This is a genomic window from Eremococcus coleocola ACS-139-V-Col8 (assembly GCF_000183205.1).
GTDB lineage: Bacteria > Bacillota > Bacilli > Lactobacillales > Aerococcaceae > Eremococcus > Eremococcus coleocola.
The window spans coordinates 308187-332093 of the sequence record NZ_AENN01000015.1 but is presented as its reverse complement, the minus strand read 5'-3'; the positions used below and the strand labels follow the sequence as shown (position 1 = coordinate 332093).

Sequence of the window (23907 nt, the reverse complement as noted above, 5' to 3'; positions counted from 1 at the left end):
TCTATTTTTAAACGGTAAAAAATCGTCATAAATAAGTTAAAATAAAGAAGTGACATGATTGCTTTTACTAGGTCTTTGTGTAAAAATGATAGGTGCATAAAATTAGGTAAGATTCTAGTTTATGAAAGCAAAGAAAAGAACAAAAAAGGAGTTATATCCATGTGGTTAGCATTTTACAATCCTCAAGCATTAGGGGATGTACTTTTATTAACAGTCGGTCCACTAGACCGTGATAAAGCCCAAGTTGAAAGTAAGGGGCAAGTAACCCTTATTAGAGACGAGAAAAGTCAAACAGTTAAGGCCATTAACCTTTTTAATGTAGCTGAAGACTTAAACCTAGAGGGTCAAGGTCAAGTAAACTTGTCTGACGACCAAGTAGCTAAAATTAACGATTTAATTCAAGCGGCTGGCTTTGACACTCAAATTGAAAGTGATAATAGTCCTAAATTTGTGGTTGGTTATGTGGAGGAATGTCGTCCACATGAAGATTCAGACCATTTGTCTGTTACCCAAACCAATGTAGGAGATGAAAGTTTACAAATTGTCTGTGGTGCGGCCAATATTGACCAAGGACTTAAAGTTATTGTGGCTAAACCTGGTGCCGTGATGCCTTCTGGCAAAATCATTTGGCCAGGTCAATTACGAAATGTTGACTCTATGGGTATGATTTGTTCAACTCGTGAACTCGGTTTGACTCAAATCGAGGATTTACCGGGGATTTGGGAATTAGATGATTCCTTCGAGCCAGGCACACCGTTAGATCAAGTCGTGGCCGCTTACCAAAAATAATCACCCATTCATTTACACTTAAAGGAGGGGACTTATGGATTACCAAGGACCAGTCTTTCATAAAGATACCGCAAAAAAACGCAAAAGTCCTATTTATCAATCCCGTCCGCGGACTGACCAAGAAACAGCTACCAAGTCTAGTTTTAAACCGGCTTTTCAAGGAAGTAATCAGAAAAAACCGCATCCAACCAGTCCAAAACTTAAGCTTAAACGCGAAAATAACTTGAAGGCAGAAGAAGGGGCCAAGGATAAGGACTATAAAGTTCCTTTCTTAAATAACCACACGCCCCAAGAGAAAGTTGATCGGGCCTTAGATCAATTAGAACGGGTCCAAGACCAAAGTCAAGGCGTGGGAAAGGCGAGTCAAAAGAGCCAGTACCAACCGAGCTTTCAGGGTCAAGCTTCGCCCAAGTCAAGTTACCAAACCTCTTATCAAGCTGTTGAACTGCCAAAAACAGCCTTTCAACCTACCAAGTTACCTAAGCCTTATCAGGCACCGGTCGACCCGGTTGACCAGAACTTACGCCACTTAGCACAAAGATTAAGTAAAGACGCAGATGATTTTTTGCGTTTTGATTAAATTATGGAGATGACATCAATGGATAAAAATACAACCTATCATTTTGTAGGGATTAAAGGGTCAGGTATGTCTGCCTTGGCCTTAATTTTGCACGGAGAAGGATATAAGGTACAAGGGTCTGACCTTGGCAAGTATTTCTTCACCCAACAAGAATTAGAAAATAAAGGCATTCCAATGTTTGAATTCAGCCCCGATAATATTAAAGAAGGTTTGACTATCATTGCTGGTAATGCCTTTGGTGATGACCATCCTGAATTAGTTAAGGCTCGAGAATTAGGTCTGCCAATCTACCGTTACCATAAATTCCTAGGCGACTTAATCAAAAATTATACGTCAATCGCCGTATCTGGATCTCATGGCAAAACCTCTACTACTGGACTTTTGTCCCATGTAGTCAGCCATATTCAACCAACTTCTTACCTAATTGGTGATGGAACTGGTTTTGGGGATGAAGCGGCTAACTACTTCGCCCTTGAAGCCTGTGAATACCGTCATCACTTCTTGGCCTATTCACCTGACTATGCCATTATTACCAATGTCGATTTTGACCATCCTGACTTCTATCCATCAATTGATGCGGTCTTTGATGCCATGCAAACTTTTGCCAACCAAACCCATAAGGGGGTAATTGCCTGTGGTGAAGATGAATACCTGCGTAAGTTAGAGGCAAAGGTACCCGTTCATTTTTATGGTTTCAGTCATGACAATGAAGTTTATGCGGATAAGATTGAACGGACCCCTGAAGGTTCACAATTTGATGTCTATATTAATGGTGAATTCTACCATCATTTCGTCTTACCAGCCTTTGGTCAACATAATATCCTCAATGCCTTGGCTGTAATCACTGTCTTAAACCTTGAAGGCTTTGATAAGGACTTAGTAGCCCAACATATTGCCTCCTTCCCTGGAGTTAAACGGCGGTTCTCTGCCCGCAAGGTGAATAATTTAACCTTGATTGATGACTACGCTCACCATCCATCTGAAATTCGGGCCACCATTGATGCGGCCCAACAAAAATTCCCGCATAAACGGATCGTAGCGGTCTTCCAACCCCATACCTTTAGCCGGACCATCGCCTTGTTAGACGAATTTGGTAAGGCTCTAAGTCTGGCCGATGATGTCTACTTGGTGGATATTTTCCATTCTGCCCGGGAACATGACGGGGCGGTGACCATCCAAGATTTGGCGGCCAAAGTCCCTAAAAACGTGGAAATTATATCCAACCAACATTTGTCACCATTGATGGACTATACCGATGAAGTGCTTTTATTCATGGGCGCCGGTGACATTGATGAACTTTCTAAACAATTTGAGAAAGCCTACAGCCAATTGAATAAGACCAGTCTATAAACTGACAAAAATTATCATGAAATCCCTCCAAGTGGCCCTGCCTGCTGGTAGGGATTTTTTGAAGCAAAGGCTTGAGTTTTTGTGGCTTGTCTTGGCTAAAAGTTCAATAGCTTTGGCTTTTGTGCATTGATTTATCTGAACGCATAATTGTTTTGATTTATGTGCATTAATTTGACTGAATACATACTTGTTTTAGATTTTGTGCATTGGCATAGTTTAATGCACAGTTTTTTATTTTGTATTTTAGCCTAGCTGAATGCATAATTGCTTTATCTTTTGTGGCTTGTATTGGTTTAATGCACAGGACTACAAAAATTATTTGTCCGACGAAAGAATGGCAACCCTATCAATTTATTTATTTTGAACACTATTAAGGACAAAGCAGCCATTTCACGTTACAATAAGAGGGAAGACTTTTAATGATTTAATTTGTAAATAAAAAAGGAGGAGACTCATGTCTCATAAGAAAATTGTGCTTTTGGATGGCTCATCCTTAGCCTTCCGGGCCTTCTTTTCCATTCTGGACCTAGAACGCTTTAAAAATAAGGACGGCCTCCACACCAATGCCTTATTCTCATTCAACCGCATGCTGGAAAATATTCTAGACCAGTTTCAACCAACCCATATTTTAGTGGCTTTTGACCAACCTGGACCTACCTTCCGGACCAAACAGTTTGAGGAATATAAAGGTAACCGGCAAAAGACTCCATCCGAATTCAAGGAACAGTTGCCTTATTTCCGGGTCCTCTTAGATGGCTACGGTATTCAATACTACGATATGGCCGACTATGAAGCCGATGATATTATTGGAACTCTATCCCGTCAAGCCGATTCCGATGATGAAGTGATTGTTATTTCTGGCGATAAAGACTTGACTCAGTTGGCGACTGATAATGTTACGGTCTATATTACCCGCAAGGGAGTCTCTGAATTAGAAGCCTATACTCCTGAAGTTATCCGGGAGAAGTTCGACCTGGAACCCCTACAAATCATTGAAATGAAGGGGCTTATGGGAGATTCTTCCGATAATTATCCCGGTATTACCCGGATTGGGGAGAAGACGGCCCTCAAGTTACTCCATCAATTTAATACGGTGGCTGAAATGTATGACCGTTTGGATGAATTGAAGCCTTCCAAGATGAAAGAAAATATAATTAACGACAAAGCTAATGCCTTGATGAGCCGGGACCTGGCTGAGATTATTACCAATGTCCCCCTCGAAAAAAATCTCGAAGATATTGCCTATAAAGGAAAACAAACGGATCTGTTAATGGATTTCTACCGGCAAATGCAATTCAATTCCTTCTTAACGCAATTGCAAGCCCAAACTGGCTTGGAAGCTGAAGCCGAGGAAGTACCAGCAGATTTACCGCTTTATCAAGTGATTGAAGTCGATCAAGTTCAGGCTGATCACCTTCCTGACCGGGCAGCCCTCTATATCGAAATGTTGGAAGAAAATTATCATATGGGCCAAGTCATTGGCCTGGTTTGGCAAGACCTTGACAGTCATGAGATTTACTTAGCTGATTGGGACCAAGCCATTCAAAGCCCTGCCTTCAAAGCATGGTTGGCAGATGCCTCTAATCAAAAAATTCTTTTTGATTCTAAACGGGACCAAGTTATTTTAGCCAACGCTGGTTTAGACCTAGCTGGAATTGATTTTGATATTATGATTGCCAATTATCTAATCGATACCCACCTAGCCAAAGAATTGGCCGATATGTTAACCAATAATGACATGCCAAGCCTAGTTAAATATGATGAAGCTGTTTATGGTAAGGGGGCAAAACAAGCCGTCCCTGACTCGGCTGAATTAAATGACCATTTAGCCAATAAGGTCAAGGCTATGGGTCTTTTAGTGGAACCCTTGACCCAACAATTAAAAGATCTTCATATGTGGGACCTTTATCAAACCATTGAAATGCCCCTAGCCCGAGTCCTAGCTCGGATGGAAATCCAAGGGGTTAAAGTCGATGCCCAAATTTTAGCTGACAAGAACCAAGCCTTACTTGAACGCTTAGCCCAAATGGAAGCAGAAATCTATGACTTAGCGGGAGAAGAGTTCAATATTAACTCGGTCAAACAATTAGGTGTGATTCTTTTTGAAAAATTAGAATTACCAATTATAAAAAAGACCAAGACCGGTTATTCTACTGCTGCGGATGTCTTGGAGAAATTGGCCGATAAACACCCAATTATTCCCGCTATTCTGGAATACCGGCAAATTTCCAAACTTCAAGGGACTTATCTAGCCGGTCTACCGACTTATATCAAGGAAGACGGCAAAATCCACAGCCGTTTTGTCCAAACCTTAACTCAAACGGGTCGACTATCGTCGGCAGACCCTAACTTGCAAAATATTCCGGCCCGGATCGAAGAAGGTCGGCGCATCCGCCAGGCTTTTGTGCCAGCCCATGAAGGCTGGCAACTCTTTGGGGCCGATTATTCCCAAATTGAATTGCGCGTCCTGGCCCATATTGCTCAAGACCAGCATATGATTGCAGCCTTCAAATCGGGTGAAGATATTCATGAGGCTACGGCTCGCCGGGTCTTTGGTTTGGATCCTGACACAGTGATTGATGCCAACCTACGTCGCCAAGCCAAGGCGGTTAACTTTGGGATTGTGTACGGGATTTCTGATTACGGCTTGTCCAACAACTTGAATATTCCCCGGAAACATGCCAAGGCTTTTATTGAGAATTATTTTGAAAAATATCCCGATATCCACCAGTTTATGGAGGATATTGTGGCGGAGGCCAAGGAAAAGGGTTATGTGGAAACCTTGTTCAAGCGTCGTCGTTATTTGCCTGATATCGATGCTTCCAATTTCAATATTCGGTCCTTTGCCGAACGGACGGCCATGAATTCGCCGATTCAAGGAACGGCAGCGGATATTATTAAGATTGCCATGGTGCGGATTCAGGATGCTTTGGATGAAAAAGGGTTGCAGTCACGTTTGTTGCTGTCTGTCCATGATGAGGTGATTTTGGAAGGGCCGGCTGAGGAGATGGAAGTCTTGTCAGATTTGGTGCCGGATATTATGGAATCCTGTGTGGAATTGGATGTGCCACTCAAGGTGGAATACAATCAAGCCAACGACTGGTATGAGTTGAAATAAGACAAAAATCTGTGGCAGGTCGTCAGAGGGTTTGTGCCGGCAAATGTGAGTACTGATTAAAGTAATATAGTGATTGCTGGCAAAAGGTAGTAGTGACAAAATTAAAGAAAATTGAGTAAATATAAGGTTTCGAACAATCCCAAGCAGGTCGCGGAATCGTCCTTCAATGGGCGGGCCCATTGAAGGACTTGGCTGGCTACTCAAAGACTAAGCAGGCAAGCTGCCAAGTCTTTGATGTGCGCCAGTCCATTCTCCGTGCGACTGGCATGGATTGTTGAAGCCTTTTTACATTCAATCAGAAAGAAAAGAAGAGAAGGGAGAGGGTGCTGGTAAGGTTTGGTGCTTGAGGCAGTGGTTGGAGCTCGGTAGAAGAGAGTATTTCTTTAGTTGGTGCTGAAGTAAAGAAAGAATCTAGGTTTGTTCTTTAGTGGATATATAAGTGAGGAAAGATTTGGATTTTGTGCTTGAGTAGCCAAGAAAGTAAAGAAAATACCTGAGATTATTCTTGGCTTGTAATGGAAAATAATTACATAAACGACAAAAAACAAACGTTAAAACTTTACGTTTGTTTTTTTGCGTTCTTTAAACTTAATCGAAAGTTTCGACATAGGTATTCAGCGGATTAAAGCTGCCTAAGCAATGAGTCAGGTGAAGCCCCAATTTAAGTGGTTTGAGAATTCGATTCAAATTATTTTACCAGTGATTGCGTCGATATATGGTCTAAGCCAAAATCAACAGAAGGTCTATCGGGCTCTAGAATATGATGCCAATGCCAGTTCTGACCTGATTGAGGAAAATGATTTTGGTAAGAATAAGGTTTTGAATTTATTAGAAGAGCTGATTGACCAGGGCTATGTTGAAAAGATAGGGCGAGGTCAGGGAACCCGTTATCAGGTCAAATAGATTTGATAATTTAGGAATGATTTTTGGCTAGTATATTCGCTTTATAGTCATAAATCCAATATAATAGAGAGTAAGATTTAGGAGGGGTGTTTATGCCCGAATTACCAGAAGTTGAAACCAACCGACGAGGCTTGGCCCAGTGTGTGACTGGCTTGACTATCGACCAAGTTGATATTTATTGGCCGCGGATTGTGAAGACAGAGATGGATTTGCTTAAGTGGAGTCAAGAACTACAAGGGCGGACCATTGAGCGGATGGACCGGCGGGCCAAGTATTTGATCTTTGTCTTGAGTCAAGGTCTAGCTTTGGTTTCCCATTTACGGATGGAAGGCAAGTATTTCTACTATCCGGTTGATCAGATTCCTGAAGTAAAAGGGAAACATGTGCATTTGATCATGACCTTTACCGACGGCAGTCAACTCCAATACCAAGATGTGCGTAAGTTTGGCCGCTTTGAACTCATGCCCCAAACAGAATTAGCAGATTATTTTAAGGCGAAGAAGATTGGGCCGGAACCGACACCGGAAAGTTTTAAATTGGATGGCTTTTATGCCAGCTTAGGCAAGATTTCCCGAGCTATAAAGCCAGCCTTGTTAGACCAGAAATTAGTGGCTGGTTTGGGCAATATTTATGTGGATGAGGCTTTATTTCAGGCCCAGATTCATCCCTTGACTCCAGCAAAGGATTTGTCTTATGACCAAGCCAGCCGTTTGCATGCAGCCATTATTGATGTGCTAGCGCGGGCAGTTGAGGCTGGAGGAACAACCATCCGAACCTACTTGAATTCCTTAGGGGAAGCAGGGTCTTTTCAAGTTCAATTGGCTGTCTATGGTCAGACCGATCAGCCTTGTCCCCGTTGTGGTCATCCCATTGAGAAGATGGTGGTGGGGCAACGCGGTACCCATTATTGTCCTATTTGTCAGCCCTTATATGAGGTGTAATATGAAGCAAGTTATTTTAACCGGAGGTATTGCGACAGGAAAGTCGACTGTCTCTAACTATTTACTAGAAAAGGGTTATCCTGTCATTGATACGGATATCCTGTCTCGTCAGGCGGTAGAACCTGGTTCTCAAGGTTTGAGTCAGATTGTGGCTGATTTTGGGCCTCAAGTTTTGACTCCAGAAGGCAACCTAGACCGAGATGCAGTCGCACGGTTAGTTTTTCAAGATTCTAAATGGCGGGACCGTTTGAATCAAATCGTCCATCCCCTAGTCTTTAAAGCGACGAAAGCAGGCTTGGATGACTACCGGCAAGCCGGAGCTGAGCTGGTTTTTGTCGATATGCCTTTGTACTTTGAAGTAGGGGTTAACTATTTGGACCAAGTCAAACCGGATCAAGTCTGGTTAGTCTATGTGGATGAAGACACCCAGTTAAAACGTTTGTTAGATCGCAACCATTATGACCTGGACCATGCCAAGGATCGGATTGCCAGTCAATATCCTATTGAAGAGAAGGCCCAACAAGCTGATGTGGTCATAGATAATCGCGGAATCATTGAAAATACCTTGAAACAAGTTGACCAAGCCTTGACAGAATTAATATAATAGAAGATAAGCAAGCTAAGTAAAGGAGTGAAGTCATGCAGTGTCCTAAGTGTCATGTCCAGAATTCAAAAGTAATTGACTCTAGACCGGCTGATAATGGGCGGTCCATTCGGCGGCGGCGGGAGTGTCTTGAATGTCATTATCGTTTTAATACCTATGAGCGGATTGAGCATGCTCCTTTATTAGTAGTGAAACGCGATGGAACCCGCCAAGAATTTTCCCGGGAAAAATTATTGCGGGGGATTGTTCGAGCGGCTGAAAAGCGGCCGGTGGCCCATGAGCAAATGGCCGAGTTAGCAGCTAAGGTGGAAGAACAAATTCGCGATTGGTCTGACCATGAAATTGAAAGTCGAGACATCGGTGAATTAGTCATGCCTTTATTAATGGAACTCGATGAAGTGGCCTATATTCGTTTCGCTTCTGTTTACCGGGAATTCCAATCTAAGGAAATGTTTTTGAAAGAATTAGAAGAAATGGAAGCCAAATTGGCAGCCAATGAAAAAGATGACCCGAATGGGCCAAAACAAATGGAGTTAGATGTTCAATGAGTCATATCATGCAAGCCAACCAACCCTTTGTGGTGAACCGCCATCATAATTTGACCGTTCAAGACTTGGAAGTTTTGACCCAAGCCTATTTACCCATTATTGGTGCCCAGGCTCAAGCCCTCTATGTCACCTTATTTCAGTTTCAAACGGGCTTAAACCATTTATCCGATTCCTTTATTCATGCCCAACTCTTGGCCCAGTTAAATATGGGACTAGACCAATTTGACCAAGCCCGGATACGTTTAGAAGGGATTGGTTTAATTCAAACCTATCGGGATAAGAGTTCGCAGGGGTCTTACCAAAAACAAACGATTTTATATGTATTACATGAGCCTTTATCTTGGTATGATTTTTTTAATCATCCTTTGTACTCTGCCTTGTTATACAAACAAATTGGTCAGATAGCCTATGATAATTTAGTTCAAGCCCAGGTCGAATACCGGGTGAATGATGAATTATTCACTGAAATTACGACAGCATTTGACCAAGTTTATCATCTGAATCTGTCTCAAACTTGGCACCACCAAGAAAATTCTAGTCAGCTAGCGGCTAAGGAAGCTGAAACTAACACGATTCTTTCTTCAGCTAATTTTGACTATGCCAAGTATTTGAAGTATATGATGGCAGAAGGCATTGACCACAGTGAATTAACCGGTGACCTTAAAGCACAAGTCTTAGGCTTGCATCAACTTTATGCCTTGAATGAAATTGACCTGGTGCGGGTTACCAACTTAGCCACCAATCATTTGAATGGCCGGGTGCAACTGGACCGAATGAAGGAGATAGTCGAACGCCGGCCTGAGTTTAGGAATAAAGGTGCCCAGGGATCTACGGTCCAAAGTCAAAAAAGTTTACAGAAAATTAAACAGAAGTTACACCAAGAGTATCCTAAACTCAATGACAAGGACATTAATATTATGGCCTTATGCCAGGTGATGTCTGTCCAAGACTTCCTGATCAAATCCAAAGAAGCTAAAAAAGGCTTTGCGACCGACCAGGAACATTTTTTTGTCAAGGACTTACAAGAAAAAACTAATTTACCAACGGATAGTTTGAATTTTTTAATTTATTATTTATTAATTATTTCCAAACGGCCTAACTTGTATAAGTCTGACTTGCAGCGGGTGGCTAATGAATGGCAACAAAAGGGTCTCAAAGATATTAGTGATATTTTGGCTTATATTGGCCAAACTAAGAAAGACCAAAGTAAGCTACCTTACCAAGTTTATCAGGGCAATAAAACAGGTAGTTACCGGGAAGTACGGCCTTCATGGATGGATCAAGGTCAGGATGCCGGCAATAATGAAGGTCAGCCCCTGAAGGATCACACGGGTCAAGAAGTGGATGAAGAAACCATTCAAGCCCGCTTAGATAGGTTGTATAAGGAGGACCATCAAGAATGAAATCAATTCAAGATATAATGAAAGATTTACCCGTCCAGGCAAGCAATCGGGCGCGCTACCAGGAACATTTGCGTGATTTGATGGCTTACCCAGCAATCCGCAAATTTTTGCAGGCCAACCAGGACCGGATCAATCAAGATTATTTACAAGCATCTATCTCCAAGCTCAATGAATTTATGACGTCAATGAAAACCTATGAAGCAGCACCGGCGGAAGATAAACCGGCCTTTGTACCAAGTTTGGTTTTAGGGCGTCATTATATTGATGTGGCCTACCATCCGACGGAAGCTTTTCTACAAGCTCGTAAGCAAGCGGAAATGGGCCGGTTATTGAATAATCGGATGATGTCCAAGGATGTCCGTCAGGCAAGCTTGAAAGACATTGAGTGGAATACCCCTGAACGTAAGGCCTTGATGCAAGAAGTGTTGAATTTTGTGGAAGCCTATGAAGCGGGTCAAACTGGCCTTCAGGGTCTATATGTATCAGGACCATTTGGAGTTGGTAAGACTTATATTTTTGGTGCCTTGGCTAACCGTTTGGTTGAAAGTCACCATTCTGTTACCATGATTCACTATCCGACTTTTGTTCAGGATATGAAGGAGGCTATTAATACCAAGAATGTCCAGTCCTTACTGGACAGGGTGAAGCAAGTGGATGTGCTCTTTATTGATGATATCGGTGCCGAAGCGAATACGCCTTGGGTTCGGGATGAAATCCTAAATATTCTCTTGGAATACCGGATGAAAGAGTCCTTACCAACTTTCTTTACCTCTAATTTTAACTTGCGCGAGTTGGAACAACATTTGGCCAATGTGAAGGGTGGCGTTGAAGCCACCAAGGCTGCACGGATTATGGAACGAATTAAATATTTAGCCAAAGAAACCACCCTGTCTGGGGCTAATCGCCGGCAGATGGGACGGTCTTGATAGTCTGTCTAATATATAGAGCTCACCGGAAGGTGGGCTTTTTTTGTGGGGCGGATTGGCTAGATGATGGTTAATAGTGAATTGACGGTGTGAATGAGTATGGATTTGCACTGAATTTTGTCTGGCGGTGTGAATAAAATAGATTGGCATCGTCTTTGTCTACTTAGAGTTGATCATAAACGGCTGCCTGGTTAAACCGGAAAGTTAATCAAGTCGAAAGGAAAGAAAATCTCTGATTTTCTCGATTGTTACTCAGTTATCTAATAATCTATTGACTTAGATGGACTATATGCTGCAATAAAGTATCAGCTACTTATAAAAAAAGCGGAATGATTTACTATGAGCGAGGCCTTTAAAATATACTACCATTCTCTCCAAAATCTCACATTCCCCTTGTTTTTACTAACCTAAGTGTTATAATTAGTGCAAATAAGATTGAAGCCAACGGTTTAGGTTATTTTTTCTAGAGAGAAGTGGGACGGTGCGACACTTCAAGGTAGCTTAGATTTAGACCCCTTCATGATTGTTGCCAGGAACGGAAACAAGTATTGGCGGCCGTGTGAACGCGTTAAGTTCTTTGAGGCTGGTGTGGGCGTGACCCATCACACAGTGAACTTGGGTGGAACCACGTTAGAATGTATGTAACGTCCCTTGCCGTCGGCTGACGGTGAAGGGATTTTTTTATTGGTAATTAAATTTAGGAGGATGCAACATGGCAAAAATTAAACTTACTTTTCCTGATGGAAATCAAAAAGAATTTGATGCGGGCGTAACTATAGAAGACGTAGCGGGATCTATTTCCAATTCTTTGAAAAAAGCAGCATTAGCAGGTAAACTTGATGGTCAAATTATTGACTTTCACCAACCGATTGAACAAGATGGTGCGATTGAAATTATTACCGACAAGTCACCTGAAGCTTTAGACTTATTACGTCATTCAACTGCTCACTTAATGGCCCAAGCCATGAAACGTTTGTATCCTGAAATTCATTTTGGGGTAGGACCTGCTATTGAAAATGGTTTTTACTATGATACTGATAAGCCTGAAGCTTTAACAGACGCTGACCTACCAAAAATCGAAAAAGAAATGAAAAAAATCGTTTCTCAAAATTACCCAATTGAAGGCCGGGTGGTCAGCCGTGAAGAAGCTCTTGATATCTTCCAGGATGATCCTTATAAAGTTGAATTAATCAATGACTTACCAGAAAATGAAGAAATTTCTGTTTATACTCAAGGCGAATTCACCGACCTTTGCCGAGGCGGTCATGTGCCATCCACTGGTAAAATTAAAGCCTTCAAATTATTATCACTAGCGGGTGCATACTGGCGTGGTAACTCTGATAACAAGATGATGCAACGGGTATATGGTACAGCCTTCTTCAAACAAGCTGACCTAGATGCTGAATTAAAACGTCGCGAAGAAGCCAAAGAACGGGACCACCGTAAATTAGGTAAAGAATTAGGCTTATTCATGATTAGCCAAGAAGCTGGTTCTGGGTTACCATTCTGGTTACCAAAAGGTGCGACTATCCGCCGAGTGATTGAACGTTATATTATGGATAAAGAAATTGCCTTAGGCTATGAACACGTCTACACTCCTGTGATGGCTAAGACTGACCTGTATAAAACCTCTGGCCACTGGGCCCACTATAAAGATGATATGTTCCCACCAATGGATATGGGGGACGGCGAAATGTTAGTACTACGTCCAATGAACTGTCCGCATCATATGTTAATTTACAAAAATGAAATTCACTCTTACCGTGAATTACCAATCCGGATTGCGGAATTGGGTATGATGCACCGTTATGAAAAATCAGGTGCCTTATCTGGTTTACAACGGGTGCGTGAAATGACCTTGAATGACTCTCATATTTTTGTCCGTCCTGATCAAATTAAAGACGAATTCAAACGCGTCTTGAACTTAATTGCTGACGTTTATGAAGATTTCAATATTACTGACTATCGTTTCCGTTTATCTTACCGTGACCCTGAAGACAAAGAAAAATACTTTGATGACTACGCAATGTGGGAAAAAGCAGAATCCATGTTAAAAGAAGCCATGGATGAATTGGGCTTAGAATACTTCGAAGCTATAGGTGAAGCTGCCTTCTACGGCCCTAAATTAGACGTTCAATTCAAGACTGCGATTGGTCTAGAAGAAACTATGTCTACTATCCAATTAGACTTCTTATTACCAGAACGGTTCGACTTAACCTATGTGGGTGAAGATGGACAAAATACTCACCGTCCAGTGGTTATCCACCGTGGCGTGGTTTCAACCATGGAACGTTTCGTGGCTTATTTAATCGAAGAATACAAGGGGGCCTTCCCAACTTGGTTGGCACCAGTTCAAGCTATTCTTTTACCAGTATCACCAGAACATCATGGTGACCGGGTGGAAGAAATCTACCATGCTTTACAAGAAGCTGGTTTTCGGGTAGAAATGGACCTAAGGAATGAAAAACTAGGCTACAAGATTCGTGAAGCGCAAACTTCAAAAATCCCTTACCAAATTGTCATTGGGGACCAAGAAGTGGAAGATGGGACCGTCAATATCCGTCGCTATGGCGCTCAAGACTCTAACTCTGTCTCACTGGAAGACTTTATTGCCTTACTAAATGAAGATGTAGCCCGTAAGAGCCGTCCAGCAGCAGACGCAGAATAAAATCTAGTGCGCAAGATTAATAAATTACATTAAAAACTGGGACCCGGTGTGGTCCCAGTTTTTGCTTGACTAAAGCTGTCAGCCATTGGTTGCCTTTTCATTTTTTTCAAATTTGGTCCTTAAATAGTCATGGCTTATTCACAATTAATCGGTATAGTGAAGATAGTCCAAATGGATTTTTGAAAGGATTGAATTATGAAAAAATTAATTAAAGTAGTATCTAGTCTCCTAGTCATGGCGAGCATGTCGCCTCTTGTTTTTGCGGATAAAGTTGCCATTGACCCCATGTTCACCTATGGTGGGTCACTTAACCAAGAACAATTAGTGGAAACGCGGAAGGCCTTAGGGGTCCAAGCGGGTACGGAAGAAATTCCAGTCCAGGTATCCGAATTAAATGGTCTCTTGAATGACACCTATCCTTATAAACAAGTGTATTCATCGACTTATATCACCCCCGCTTCCAACAATGGTCAAGTGACGGTTGAGATTGTTACTCCGAATACCATCACTGATATTACCCCTAACCAATATCAAAATGCGGCCATTACCGCAGGAGCAGTGGATGTCAATATTAAAGTGGCTTCTGCAGTCAAGGTGGATGGTTCTGGCGCTTTAGCCGGAGTTTATAAAGCCTTCCAAGCTTCTGGTCAAACTCTGGATAGCCAGGCTGTTGCAGTTGCCCAAGATGAATTGAATGTTACGTCCTCTATTAACCAAGAACACCAAAATCAGTCAGGCTATTCAGATGAACTCTTGAATGCAGCCATTGCTGAAATTAAGCAAAATGTCCAAACCGAAAAAGATGCCAATGGAGGAACGATTACCCAGGAAGCAGTGCAAAATATTGTGAATAACGTGATAAACAATTATAATTTAGGTGATATCTTATCCAATAATAATATTCAAGACATCCAGAATTATATGACTAATTTCTCCAACCTAGAATTAAGCCAAGCTCAAAAAGATCAACTGGCCCAATTTGGTCAAACCTTGCAAGAACAAGGCGGTCAATTATTAGATAAGGCGAAGACTGCTTGGAATGGTCTAGACGAAGAAACTAAGTCTGGTTTTATGCAAATGTTACAAAATATTTGGAATGCTATTGTAGAATTTGTGTCATCATTGTTTGGAAATTAATTGATAGAAAAGGGGAATTCCTATGCAAGCAAAAAAATTTAGTCTTGTTATTGCTGCGTCTTTGTTATTTGGACAATTTGTTCCCGTGGATGCCATCTCTAATCAACAAGCGGGACAACCCATTGTTTCTTTAGGAGCTTCGCTCGATCCAACCGCTCAAGAACAAACCAAAGGAATTCTAGGGGCAAGTGCTGCACCCGCTGATAATATCCTTTATGTGGACGGACCGACCATCAATAAATATTTGCAAGACGGTTCTAATGAAGCTACCCAGGTTTTTTCATCAGCTTATATTATGCCCCAAGCTCCTGGATCTGGTGTCAGAGTTGAAATCGTAACCCCTGAAAATATCCAAAAGGTTAGTCGTGATACCTATCAGAATGCTGCTATTACGGCGGGGGCCAAGGATGTCTTAGTCCGGATTGCGACCGTTCAGCCCGTTACCGGGGAAGGGGCTTTAGCTGGAGTTTATGCTTTAATGGAAGCCACTGGAGCCAAGTTAGACCAAGCTTCGGTTAAAGTCGCTGAAAAAGAAATCCAAGTCATTCAAAATGTTCAAGCTAATACCCAAATATCTAATGTAGAAATTAACCAAGTCATTACCCAACTGAAACAAGAAATTACGGTTAACTTGGTAGACGGTAAAGATCTTGATGTGAATGCCTTAGTTGATAAATTATTAGCCGATAAACAAATACAAATGGACGATGCTGATAAAGAAAATATCATTGGTCTCTTAAAGGAATATGCTCAAACTGAAACAGCCAAGAATAAAGATACCGTTCAACAATTAGATGTGAACCTGGCTGGGGACTGGCAATCAATTCTGGAAGAAATGCCAGCGGAAGCTAGCCAAAGTCTTGAAGAAATTCTAGCCAAGGGTAATCCTGATTTTTCAGATACCAATAAGTATCATCCAGTTATCCAAGCGACAGCCGATGCCCTAATGGCAGCTATCAATGACGGTAGCATTGCAGATTCTAATGTATATAATGATACCTTTATTATTGAAGCCATGAAGCCTGACTTAAACGCTGATGAAAAAGCGGCCCTCAATCAAATTCGGACCACTTATGTGGAAGCTCGTATGGCTGCTGGTGAAGAAGTGGGGGCAAGTCTCAAGGATAAACTCTTGGCTGGGTTAGCTGAGGTCAATCGTTTGAAGATTGAAGATCCAGCATCTTACAATGATATTATGCTCATTGGTTTGACTTCTGGCTATATGCCGCAAAGTTTGGACTATGATTTTGATGATTTGAATTCTGATGATCAAGTCAATACTTACATGGCTTATCCTTATTTAGTGGAAAAATTAAATGAAGATAATGTCTTCAACCGTTTCAGCGTGAATAAGGAAAGTAAGGAAGTCACTATTTTACAGAATTTAAATGGCTTAAGTGCAGGCGCACTTGAAAGCATTAGCTCTGGCAAAATGATTAATGGGGTTGCTTTAGAAAATCACTTTGAATTGTTACCTGTACCCGAATTGCCTGAGTCAGATTCAGCGGCCAGTGATGATAGTCAAAGCAGTGAGTCTAGCGAAGACGAAAGTCAAGAAAGTGGCCAAAGTCAGGCGTTTAGCCAAGATCAAGCCTTAACTGCGGTCCTTAATCAAACAGGTCTAACAGGTGTATCTTTAGATGTGGCTAGTCAAGATGAAACTGATGGTTCTTGGATTATTTCAATTATTTTCGATGATGATCAAAGGTCTGCCGGTGTTTATCATGTCCACAATGATGGAACCATCGAAGTGGTTCAAGAAGCCCTAGCTCCCGAAGGCCAAGAATAAGTAAATAGTTTTTTAGGTGGAATTTAATAATCCCTCCAGTTTTAATCGCAGGTCTGCGATTGGCTGGAGGTTTTTTTGTCAATTTTAATTTAAATTCTCAACATTTTTATGCTACCATTCGAAGCAGAATTGCCGGAATAGCTCTGAGACTGCTGAATTGTAGCGGTCTTTATTTTGGGCGATCATGATCGACCGGTAAAAATGTTCACTAAATGGTCGAATTGCGATCCGAGCAGGGTTGGGGATGGAGTCAAGGAAAAATTTGGAACAGATGGTTATTCCAAAACCAGCTTCAATCAGGTGAAGGGCGAACATCTCATCAAATATTTCAAGGTCTGTATCGGTTTAATATGGTGACCTTTGAGAATATCACCGATTTCAAAATCGATTTTTTCTCCAGAGCAGATATAGGTGTAGTCCTGAATCTTTGCAATCGGTACAGAAATATCTTTGGCCAGAGGATGGTCCAAGGGGAGAACCGCAACCAACTCGTCTTTAAGAATAGGATTATATTCAAAATCGTCTGAGCCGTACTTAGAGGTAAAAGCGATATCGCTTTTACCATTTTCTAGGCGTTGGTGAATTTCGCCCTGGTTGCCAGGGAAAATATTGAATTTGATATAAGAATGTTACAAGTGGATTAAGGTAGACCATTAGCTATGCTATACTGGTAAAAAGGAGTGATTGAATGCCGAGTGAAAAAGAGAAAATGCTGGCTGGCGATTGGTATGACGCCAATTACGACCAAGAATTAATTGCGGCACGGCGCAAAGCCCAAGATCTGTGTTTTGACTTAAATCAATTGAAACCCAGTCAAGTAGAAGCTCGTAAAGCGGTACTGACAGAATTATTAGGCCAAGACTATCCCAGTTTAGACATTGTCAGCCCCTTTATTTGTGATTATGGTTATAATATTTCCTTTGGCCATGATTGTTTCGTTAATAGTTCTTGTTATTTTATGGATGGGGCGCCGATTCGACTTGGTAACCTTGTCTTTGTGGGTCCCTTTACGGGTTTCTATACAGCGAGTCATCCCTTAAATGCTGCTCGGCGTAACCAAGGTTTGGAACAAGCCCGTCCGATTACAGTCGGTGACAATGTCTGGTTTGGTGCTAATGTTTCGGTCATGCCCGGCGTGACCATTGGGTCTGGCTCTGTGATTGCGGCAGGGTCTGTGGTAACTCAAGATATTCCTAAAAACAGTCTTGCAGCAGGTGTTCCTGCAAAAATTGTAAAAACAATTGAGCAAACCGATTTATTGATGAATTAAGTAAATTTTGATGTAAAAATAATTAAAAATCAGGACACCTTATCAAAACTGTCTATCTCATTACGGCTAGATCCATTAATTTAACTGTTAAGAGCATATACCTGTAGATATTGTGGCTTGATTTTTTATTTTTCTACGTTTTCAATTATATAGGTTAAAAATCGTTTGGTGGTCAGGGGTAAGGTATCCCATTTATGCTAAGCTAGGGCAATTTGGTGGGAACTATGAGAAGTCCGTCTTTTTAGCGGATGAGAATGTGAAACCCTTCTTTATTGATTTTGCTAGTCGAGTTCAAGCCCAGATTGACTGACCTATTGTGGTGACAGGTGGTTTTCGAAGTCAAGCTAGCATGGAACAAGCAATTGAGGAAGGCAGTACAGCCATGATTGGCATGGCTAGACCCTTTGTCCTTAACCCGAACTTAGTTAAAGACAATGACCTTACCTCGATTAACGACAGGCCTTAAGAAATTAGACAAGGAATTGGGAAGTTTCATTGGATTGAGCTACTATGAGCAACAGATGGTCAGATTGGGACAAAATAAACCGGTTAAAATTCATATCAATGCTTGGTCAGCGATTTCTTATGCCTTGTCTATGCACGGACCAGCAGCACGACGGCCACGACGTGCTAAATAATACCACGAACTTATGATAAGATTGGCCATAGTCGCTAAAATTCTTGATGTTACACTGTAACTTAAGTAAAGAAGGATAGAGGATTGATTAGAGATAATTCATAAAAAATAGTATAATGGAGAGATTGAACAGGGACCTCTCTTGCTAGCGACTAGAAAATGAATGCCTCGCTATGTATGACCTTGTTTCAATTGCTAAGGGACTAATATTACGATGACAGCATTTTCAAATAAGTACAGGAGCCAAGATGAATAATTTAGCGAAACTTTTGCAAGAAGCTACTCCCTTGCTTGATGTTTTACGTGATGAGCAGCGTCAGGCCATTCTTTTGATGATTTTGGAAAATAAGGAGCTGAACGTTAACAGTATTACTGAGAAATCTGAACTGTCTCGGCCTCCAATTTTTCATCATTTTAAATTGATGACGCAGGCTGAGGTGCTCCGGTTTAGAAAACAAGGAGTACACCGTTTTTATAGGATGAATTTCGACTGCATTATGCCAGTGATGAAAGAGAGGTATGAAAGCTTAGCTCAGCTGCAAGCATTGCAGGAAACGCCACATCCAGAGTAAAAAAAGAATTAATTAGCTAATTCTGTTTATTATTTTATGGTATAGTAAACTTTGTAACCCATGGTTAGGCTGATTTTGGAAAGGATGCTAGCTTTGAATTATAAGTATTTACTTTTTGATTTAGATAATACCCTCTTGGACTTCCATACTTCAGAGCACCAGGCCTTGATGGCAACTTTTAATGATTATCAGATTGAAGCCAGTCCGACCAATGAGCAGGCCTATCTAACTGCTAATCAAGCCATGTGGGCACTCTTTGAACAGGGCAAGATTGACTTAGAAAGTCTGCAAGACCGTCGGTTTTCGGACTTCTTTAAAGCCATTGATAGACCTGACTTAGACCCGAGAAAGGCCCGCTGGGTGTATGCTGACCACTTGGCCCAAGAGGTCTACTATATGGATGGGACCCTAGAACTCTTAAACCAACTTCAAAAGGATTACCCCCTCTATATTACTTCTAATGGAATTACTTATATTCAGACTAAGCGATTAACCGCAGCAGGTTTGACACAGTATTTCCAAGACATTTTTTTGTCCCAAGAAGTAGGATCTTTTAAGCCAGACCGAGCTTATTTTGATTACGTTTTTGACCAGATTCAGGCTCAAGATAAGGAATTTAGTCTAGATCAAACCTTAATCATTGGCGATAGTTTATCGTCGGATATGCAAGGAGGACGCAATGCCGGTATTACAACGGTCTGGTATCATCCTCAAGGAATAGTAGACCAAAATCCTCGTCAAGTCGATCATCAAATCCAGCATTTAAATCAATTACCGTCACTTTTACAGCAATTAAATCAATAAAGGAGTTTTACTATGAATCATATAGAAGTTTCAAAGGACCTCGTCCAATTTATCCAAGAGTCTCCCTCTATGTTCCATTCCAACCAATCGATTGCTAAGCGTTTAGAAGAAGCTGGTTATACTTATTTATCAGAATCAAGTACTTGGCAGCTAGAAAAGGACGGCCATTACTATACCAAGCGAAATGATTCTTCTATTATTGCTTTCCAAATCGGATCCGACTTATCTGACTACCACTTTCAAATGTCTGCCGCTCACGGTGATTCTCCAACCTTTAAAATTAAATCCGTGCCTGAATTAGAAGGCCCTGCCGAGTATTTACGTTTAAATGTAGAAGCTTATGGCGGCATGATTGATTCAACTTGGTTTGACCGGCCTTTATCCATTGCGGGTCGGGTTCTTGTTGAAGAAGGCAACAAGGCTGTGTCTAAATTATTGTATATCGACAAGGACCTTTTGATTATTCCAAATGTGGCCATCCACTTTAACCGCAAAATTAATTCTGGTTATGATTACAATCGTCAAGTTGATCTTTTACCTTTATTTTCAGCGGGTGAGTTGAAAAAGGGTGACTTTGATAAGATGATTGCTGAAGAATTAGGTGTCGATCCTGACCAAATCTTGGCTCGTGATCTCTTCTTGGTTAACCGCCAAGCACCGTCTATCTGGGGGTATAAAGATGAATTTGTGTCTTCACCTAAGTTAGATAACCTCCAATGTTCTTATTCAACCTTGATGGGCTTCTTAGCTGGAGATAATCCTAAAGCAGTTAATGTATACTGTAACTTTGATAATGAAGAAGTGGGTTCTAATACCAAGCAAGGAGCCATGTCGACCTTCCTAGCCGACACCTTGAAACGGATTAATGCTGCTTTAGGCTTTGACTTAGACCAATACCACCAAGCGGTAGCAAAGTCCTTCTTGATTTCAGCTGATAATGCCCATGCAGCCCATCCTAACCACATTGAAAAAACAGATGACCAAAACCGGACCTTTATGAATCAAGGGATTGTTATCAAAGAAGCAGCCAATCAAAAATATACCACCGATGCCTTCTCCCAAGCCGTCTTCAAACGAATTTGTAAGAAAGCTCAAGTGCCTGTGCAAAATTTTGCCAACCGGTCTGATACACCAGGTGGTTCAACTTTAGGTAACTTGTCCAATACTCAAGTATCTGTTCATGCCTTGGATATTGGTTTGCCTCAATTAGCCATGCATTCAACTTATGAGACAGCGGGTTCTAAGGATACTTTATATATGATCGAAGCCTTGACCACTTATTTCAATTCTAATATTGAAATTGAAGCCGCTGATTACGCCCAAATGGATTAAAGTAACCAACTGAAAAATAATAACAACCTAGTTAAGGAAATTGTCCTAAATCAATGACAATCCCTTAACTAGGTTTTTTATACTTTTTGGGGTGAAATAAGTGGTTCTTTGCTAGCAAATTTTTTACAATAATACGAAAAAATGAGAAAAGGATGAGAGAAATGTCCAGACGCACAGGGCTACGTCAATTAATCACGGCTATGGTTATTTTTGGAACCATCGGGATTTTAACCCGGTATATCCCATATTCGTCAGCTGTGATTGCTTTTGGTCGTGGTATCTTAGGGGCTTTAGCCCTAGGTCTCTTATTAGCTTGGCAGCGACCTCATCCTAGGTCTAATCCACACTGGTTTTGCCTATGTTTTATATTTTTCTAGTATTGGCAAGCTCCCTAGTCATTGGGTGGCCTTGTTCTCTTATCTGGATCCCATTGTGGCTCTCATCCTAGCGACAATTTTTTTTAAGGAGCTATTGACCCTCCGAATGGTGTTTGGCATTATTTTGGTCTTTTCAGGAATACTATTAGTCGATTTAAAAAATCCAGATTAGAATTAACTTAGACAAGAAAAATACCGTTTACAAGTGTCTGGCTTTTAAGTATGATAGGGGAAAGTAAGTTATTTTGTGAAAGGACTTATGTAAACGATGAATAAAATTTTCAGCTACATTAAGATGTCCCCCCAACACCTTGCTTATTCCATTTTTATGGTTACTTTGGGGTCCTTATTGTATGCTATCGCAGTGAACTCTTTTGTCATTCCCAATCATTTTGGGAATGGGGGCGTAGCCGGGATCGCCATTGTGGTTTATTATATAACTAACATAGCGACTGGGACCACCAACTTTATTGTAAATGCCATTTTAATTGCGATTGGGTGGAAGTACCTAGAAAAACGAACCTTAATTTTTACTATATATTGTCTCTTTGCCATGTCAGCCATGATGAACTGGGTTCATTTGCCAGTCTTTATTTCGGATAATGCCTTGATTTCAGCGATTGCTGCTGGGGTCTTAATGGGAGCGGGTATGGGGATTATTGTTCGAGGTCACGGAACGACAGCTGGAACCGATATTATTGCGATTATGTTGAAGAATTCTTTTGGCCTTCAGTTTTCAGCTGGTGTTTTCTTGTGTAATTCCTTAATCATTCTTGGGTCTTCTTTTGTTATTGGGGCAGAGAATACGGTTATTACCTTAATCATGAAATATATCACTACCAATGTTCTGGATTTTATGGCTGAAGGCTTAAGCCGCCGTAAGTCCATGTTAATTATTTCAGACCAGAAAGATGCCATTGCCAAAGAAATTATTGAAAAGATCGATCGTGGGATTACGGTGCTAAAAGCGTATGGATATTATTCGCATAAAGACAAGGATGTACTATATGTGATTGTGAATCGTAACCAACTTGTACGGATTCAACGCTTAATTTCCCGCGTTGACCCTCATGCTTTTGTCACCATTTCGGATGTTCAACAAGTTATCGGTCAAGGTTTTACTTTCTTTAATCCAACTAATAAAAATAAACGTTTTTACTTATAGAGTCTTAAATAAAAAAATTCCCACTTAAGCTATATCTTAATCCGCTTAAGTGGGAATTTTTTGTTAAAAGAGGCTGGAGGAAGCCTATTCACTGATAGGAACATCACTATCAGAAGCTAGAGAGGAACCTAAGTTAGAATCTTGATTAGAGTCGTCAGTTTCACGCTCACTTTGATTATCTGATTCTTGACTTAATTCTTGGTCTTCCTCCTCCTCCTCATCTTCTTTAGCTAATGTTTCATCACCTTGATCACCAGCATCAGCTAGGTCAGAGTCAGAATGAATTGTCGGATTACCTGTCATTTCAGACTCTTTTTCTGATTTTTCTGTTTCAATGATTTCTAGACTTTCGATGGAAACCAGGAGAGTCTTGCTATCACTGTTTAGTCTGACTACTTTTTGAGCTTCAAGTTCTATTTTGGCTAAAGGAACATTAAACTTAATAGCAATCTTAATCAAACGATTATTGAGGTCTTCTGGATCCATACCATAGGCTTGGACCCATTTTTCTAGATCCAGGTTATTTTCTTCTTTTTCTTCTCCTTCTTCTGAATTGGTTTCTTCTTGGTCTAATCGTTCACCTGTGAGATATGAGAAGTGGTAAATTTTTCCTTCATCGTCTCGGACGTCAAAACTACCATCCTCATTAAAGTACATCTGTGATTCCCAAAGGTCATAGTCTAAGACGATTTGAGCCAAGTGGTCTTCCAATTCTTTGAGTGGAATATTATGTTTCTTAGCTAGGGCTTGGTATTCACTTTCCATATCGCGGAATTCTTCTGGATAGTAACCCCAACCATCAGCTTGTGGTTCAGGTCGTAATTCAGGATGGAGAAGGAGATATTTAACTGTAACACTTTGGTCTTGGTTTAGATTTGAATAATAAATATAGTCTCAGCCATCCCTGTGAGGGACAGAAAAGGAATTATTATCATCATCTTTATGATAAAAAATCGTTTTTATTCTTTTGGTTGTGAAATTATGATAAGATGAT

At 41.0% G+C, this 23907-nt stretch carries 23 protein-coding genes; 20 read left to right on the top strand and 3 right to left on the bottom strand.

Annotated features, from left to right (window positions below):
- The first annotated feature begins 159 nt into the window (after positions 1-159).
- From ytpR to HMPREF9257_RS05235, 13 genes are all read left to right on the top strand, one after another.
- Complete coding sequence (gene ytpR, locus HMPREF9257_RS05295) at positions 160-789, top strand: YtpR family tRNA-binding protein (protein WP_006418339.1); 630 nt, start codon at positions 160-162, stop codon at positions 787-789.
- Positions 790-823: 34 nt separating this feature from the next.
- Complete coding sequence (locus HMPREF9257_RS05290) at positions 824-1369, top strand: hypothetical protein (protein ID WP_006418558.1); 546 nt, start codon at positions 824-826, stop codon at positions 1367-1369.
- 9 nt (positions 1370-1378) lie between these two features.
- The gene (murC, locus tag HMPREF9257_RS05285; RefSeq protein WP_040466734.1) at positions 1379-2719 is read left to right on the top strand and encodes a UDP-N-acetylmuramate--L-alanine ligase; all 1341 of its coding nucleotides are present in this window, start codon (positions 1379-1381) and stop codon (positions 2717-2719) included.
- A 454-nt stretch (positions 2720-3173) separates the two neighbouring features.
- Positions 3174-5837, top strand: coding sequence for a DNA polymerase I (polA, locus tag HMPREF9257_RS05280; RefSeq protein WP_006418471.1), 2664 nt, complete (start codon positions 3174-3176; stop codon positions 5835-5837).
- A 639-nt stretch (positions 5838-6476) separates the two neighbouring features.
- Positions 6477-6740 carry a helix-turn-helix domain-containing protein gene (locus tag HMPREF9257_RS05275; RefSeq protein WP_050782820.1) on the top strand — a complete coding sequence of 88 codons (264 nt, stop codon included), beginning with the start codon at positions 6477-6479 and terminating at the stop codon, positions 6738-6740.
- A 92-nt stretch (positions 6741-6832) separates the two neighbouring features.
- Positions 6833-7681 (top strand): DNA-formamidopyrimidine glycosylase, encoded by an 849-nt coding sequence (gene mutM, locus HMPREF9257_RS05270; protein WP_006418256.1) that lies wholly within the window; start codon positions 6833-6835, stop codon positions 7679-7681.
- A gap of 1 nt (position 7682) precedes the next feature.
- A complete protein-coding gene (coaE, locus tag HMPREF9257_RS05265; protein WP_006418368.1) occupies positions 7683-8285 on the top strand; it encodes a dephospho-CoA kinase in 603 nt (200 codons plus the stop codon).
- 35 nt (positions 8286-8320) lie between these two features.
- A complete protein-coding gene (nrdR, locus tag HMPREF9257_RS05260; protein ID WP_006418169.1) occupies positions 8321-8833 on the top strand; it encodes a transcriptional regulator NrdR in 513 nt (170 codons plus the stop codon).
- Complete coding sequence (locus HMPREF9257_RS05255; protein ID WP_006418190.1) at positions 8830-10236, top strand: DnaD domain protein; 1407 nt, start codon at positions 8830-8832, stop codon at positions 10234-10236. The genes nrdR and HMPREF9257_RS05255 overlap by 4 nt, the downstream gene beginning before the upstream one ends.
- Positions 10233-11162, top strand: a complete 930-nt coding sequence (dnaI, locus tag HMPREF9257_RS05250) for a primosomal protein DnaI (RefSeq protein ID WP_006418146.1) — start codon at positions 10233-10235, stop codon at positions 11160-11162. Before HMPREF9257_RS05255 ends, dnaI begins: the two co-directional genes overlap by 4 nt.
- 712 nt (positions 11163-11874) lie before the next feature.
- Positions 11875-13830, top strand: a complete 1956-nt coding sequence (gene thrS, locus HMPREF9257_RS05245; protein ID WP_006418344.1) for a threonine--tRNA ligase — start codon at positions 11875-11877, stop codon at positions 13828-13830.
- Between the two features lie 195 nt (positions 13831-14025).
- Positions 14026-14967 (top strand): DUF1002 domain-containing protein, encoded by a 942-nt coding sequence (locus HMPREF9257_RS05240; protein WP_006418386.1) that lies wholly within the window; start codon positions 14026-14028, stop codon positions 14965-14967.
- A gap of 22 nt (positions 14968-14989) precedes the next feature.
- A complete protein-coding gene (locus tag HMPREF9257_RS05235) occupies positions 14990-16756 on the top strand; it encodes a DUF1002 domain-containing protein (protein WP_006418498.1) in 1767 nt (588 codons plus the stop codon).
- Positions 16757-16867: 111 nt separating this feature from the next.
- Here HMPREF9257_RS05235 and HMPREF9257_RS09650 read toward each other — a convergent pair whose 3' ends face one another.
- Together HMPREF9257_RS09650 and HMPREF9257_RS09645 are read right to left on the bottom strand one after the other, a co-directional pair.
- Positions 16868-17071, bottom strand: coding sequence for a LysR substrate-binding domain-containing protein (locus HMPREF9257_RS09650; protein ID WP_081453738.1), 204 nt, complete (start codon positions 17069-17071; stop codon positions 16868-16870).
- Positions 17053-17364, bottom strand: a complete 312-nt coding sequence (locus HMPREF9257_RS09645) for a LysR substrate-binding domain-containing protein (RefSeq protein ID WP_425358105.1) — start codon at positions 17362-17364, stop codon at positions 17053-17055. The genes HMPREF9257_RS09650 and HMPREF9257_RS09645 overlap by 19 nt, the downstream gene beginning before the upstream one ends.
- Before the next feature lie 80 nt (positions 17365-17444).
- Here HMPREF9257_RS09645 and HMPREF9257_RS05225 point away from each other — a divergent pair, with 80 nt between their 5' ends.
- The 7 genes from HMPREF9257_RS05225 to HMPREF9257_RS05200 all read left to right on the top strand — a co-directional run bounded on the left by HMPREF9257_RS05225 (position 17445) and on the right by HMPREF9257_RS05200 (position 22913).
- Positions 17445-18026: a sugar O-acetyltransferase gene (locus HMPREF9257_RS05225; RefSeq protein WP_006418355.1), complete on the top strand. Its 582-nt coding sequence runs from the start codon at positions 17445-17447 to the stop codon at positions 18024-18026.
- Between the two features lie 885 nt (positions 18027-18911).
- Positions 18912-19235, top strand: coding sequence for an ArsR/SmtB family transcription factor (locus HMPREF9257_RS05220; protein WP_050782814.1), 324 nt, complete (start codon positions 18912-18914; stop codon positions 19233-19235).
- A gap of 93 nt (positions 19236-19328) precedes the next feature.
- Positions 19329-20039, top strand: a complete 711-nt coding sequence (locus tag HMPREF9257_RS05215) for a YjjG family noncanonical pyrimidine nucleotidase (protein ID WP_040466695.1) — start codon at positions 19329-19331, stop codon at positions 20037-20039.
- 12 nt (positions 20040-20051) lie between these two features.
- Positions 20052-21371: a M18 family aminopeptidase gene (locus HMPREF9257_RS05210; RefSeq protein WP_006418170.1), complete on the top strand. Its 1320-nt coding sequence runs from the start codon at positions 20052-20054 to the stop codon at positions 21369-21371.
- Between the two features lie 161 nt (positions 21372-21532).
- On the top strand, positions 21533-21748 hold the full coding sequence (locus HMPREF9257_RS05205; protein WP_006418588.1) for a hypothetical protein: 216 nt from the start codon (positions 21533-21535) through the stop codon (positions 21746-21748).
- Positions 21699-21920, top strand: coding sequence for an EamA family transporter (locus HMPREF9257_RS09640; protein ID WP_081453735.1), 222 nt, complete (start codon positions 21699-21701; stop codon positions 21918-21920). Before HMPREF9257_RS05205 ends, HMPREF9257_RS09640 begins: the two co-directional genes overlap by 50 nt.
- Positions 21921-22016: 96 nt before the next feature.
- Positions 22017-22913 carry a YitT family protein gene (locus HMPREF9257_RS05200; RefSeq protein ID WP_006418270.1) on the top strand — a complete coding sequence of 299 codons (897 nt, stop codon included), beginning with the start codon at positions 22017-22019 and terminating at the stop codon, positions 22911-22913.
- An 84-nt stretch (positions 22914-22997) separates the two neighbouring features.
- Here HMPREF9257_RS05200 and HMPREF9257_RS05195 read toward each other — a convergent pair whose 3' ends face one another.
- Entirely contained in the window at positions 22998-23678 is a 681-nt protein-coding gene (locus HMPREF9257_RS05195; RefSeq protein WP_006418234.1) for a hypothetical protein, read from the bottom strand.
- Positions 23679-23907: the final 229 nt, after the last annotated feature.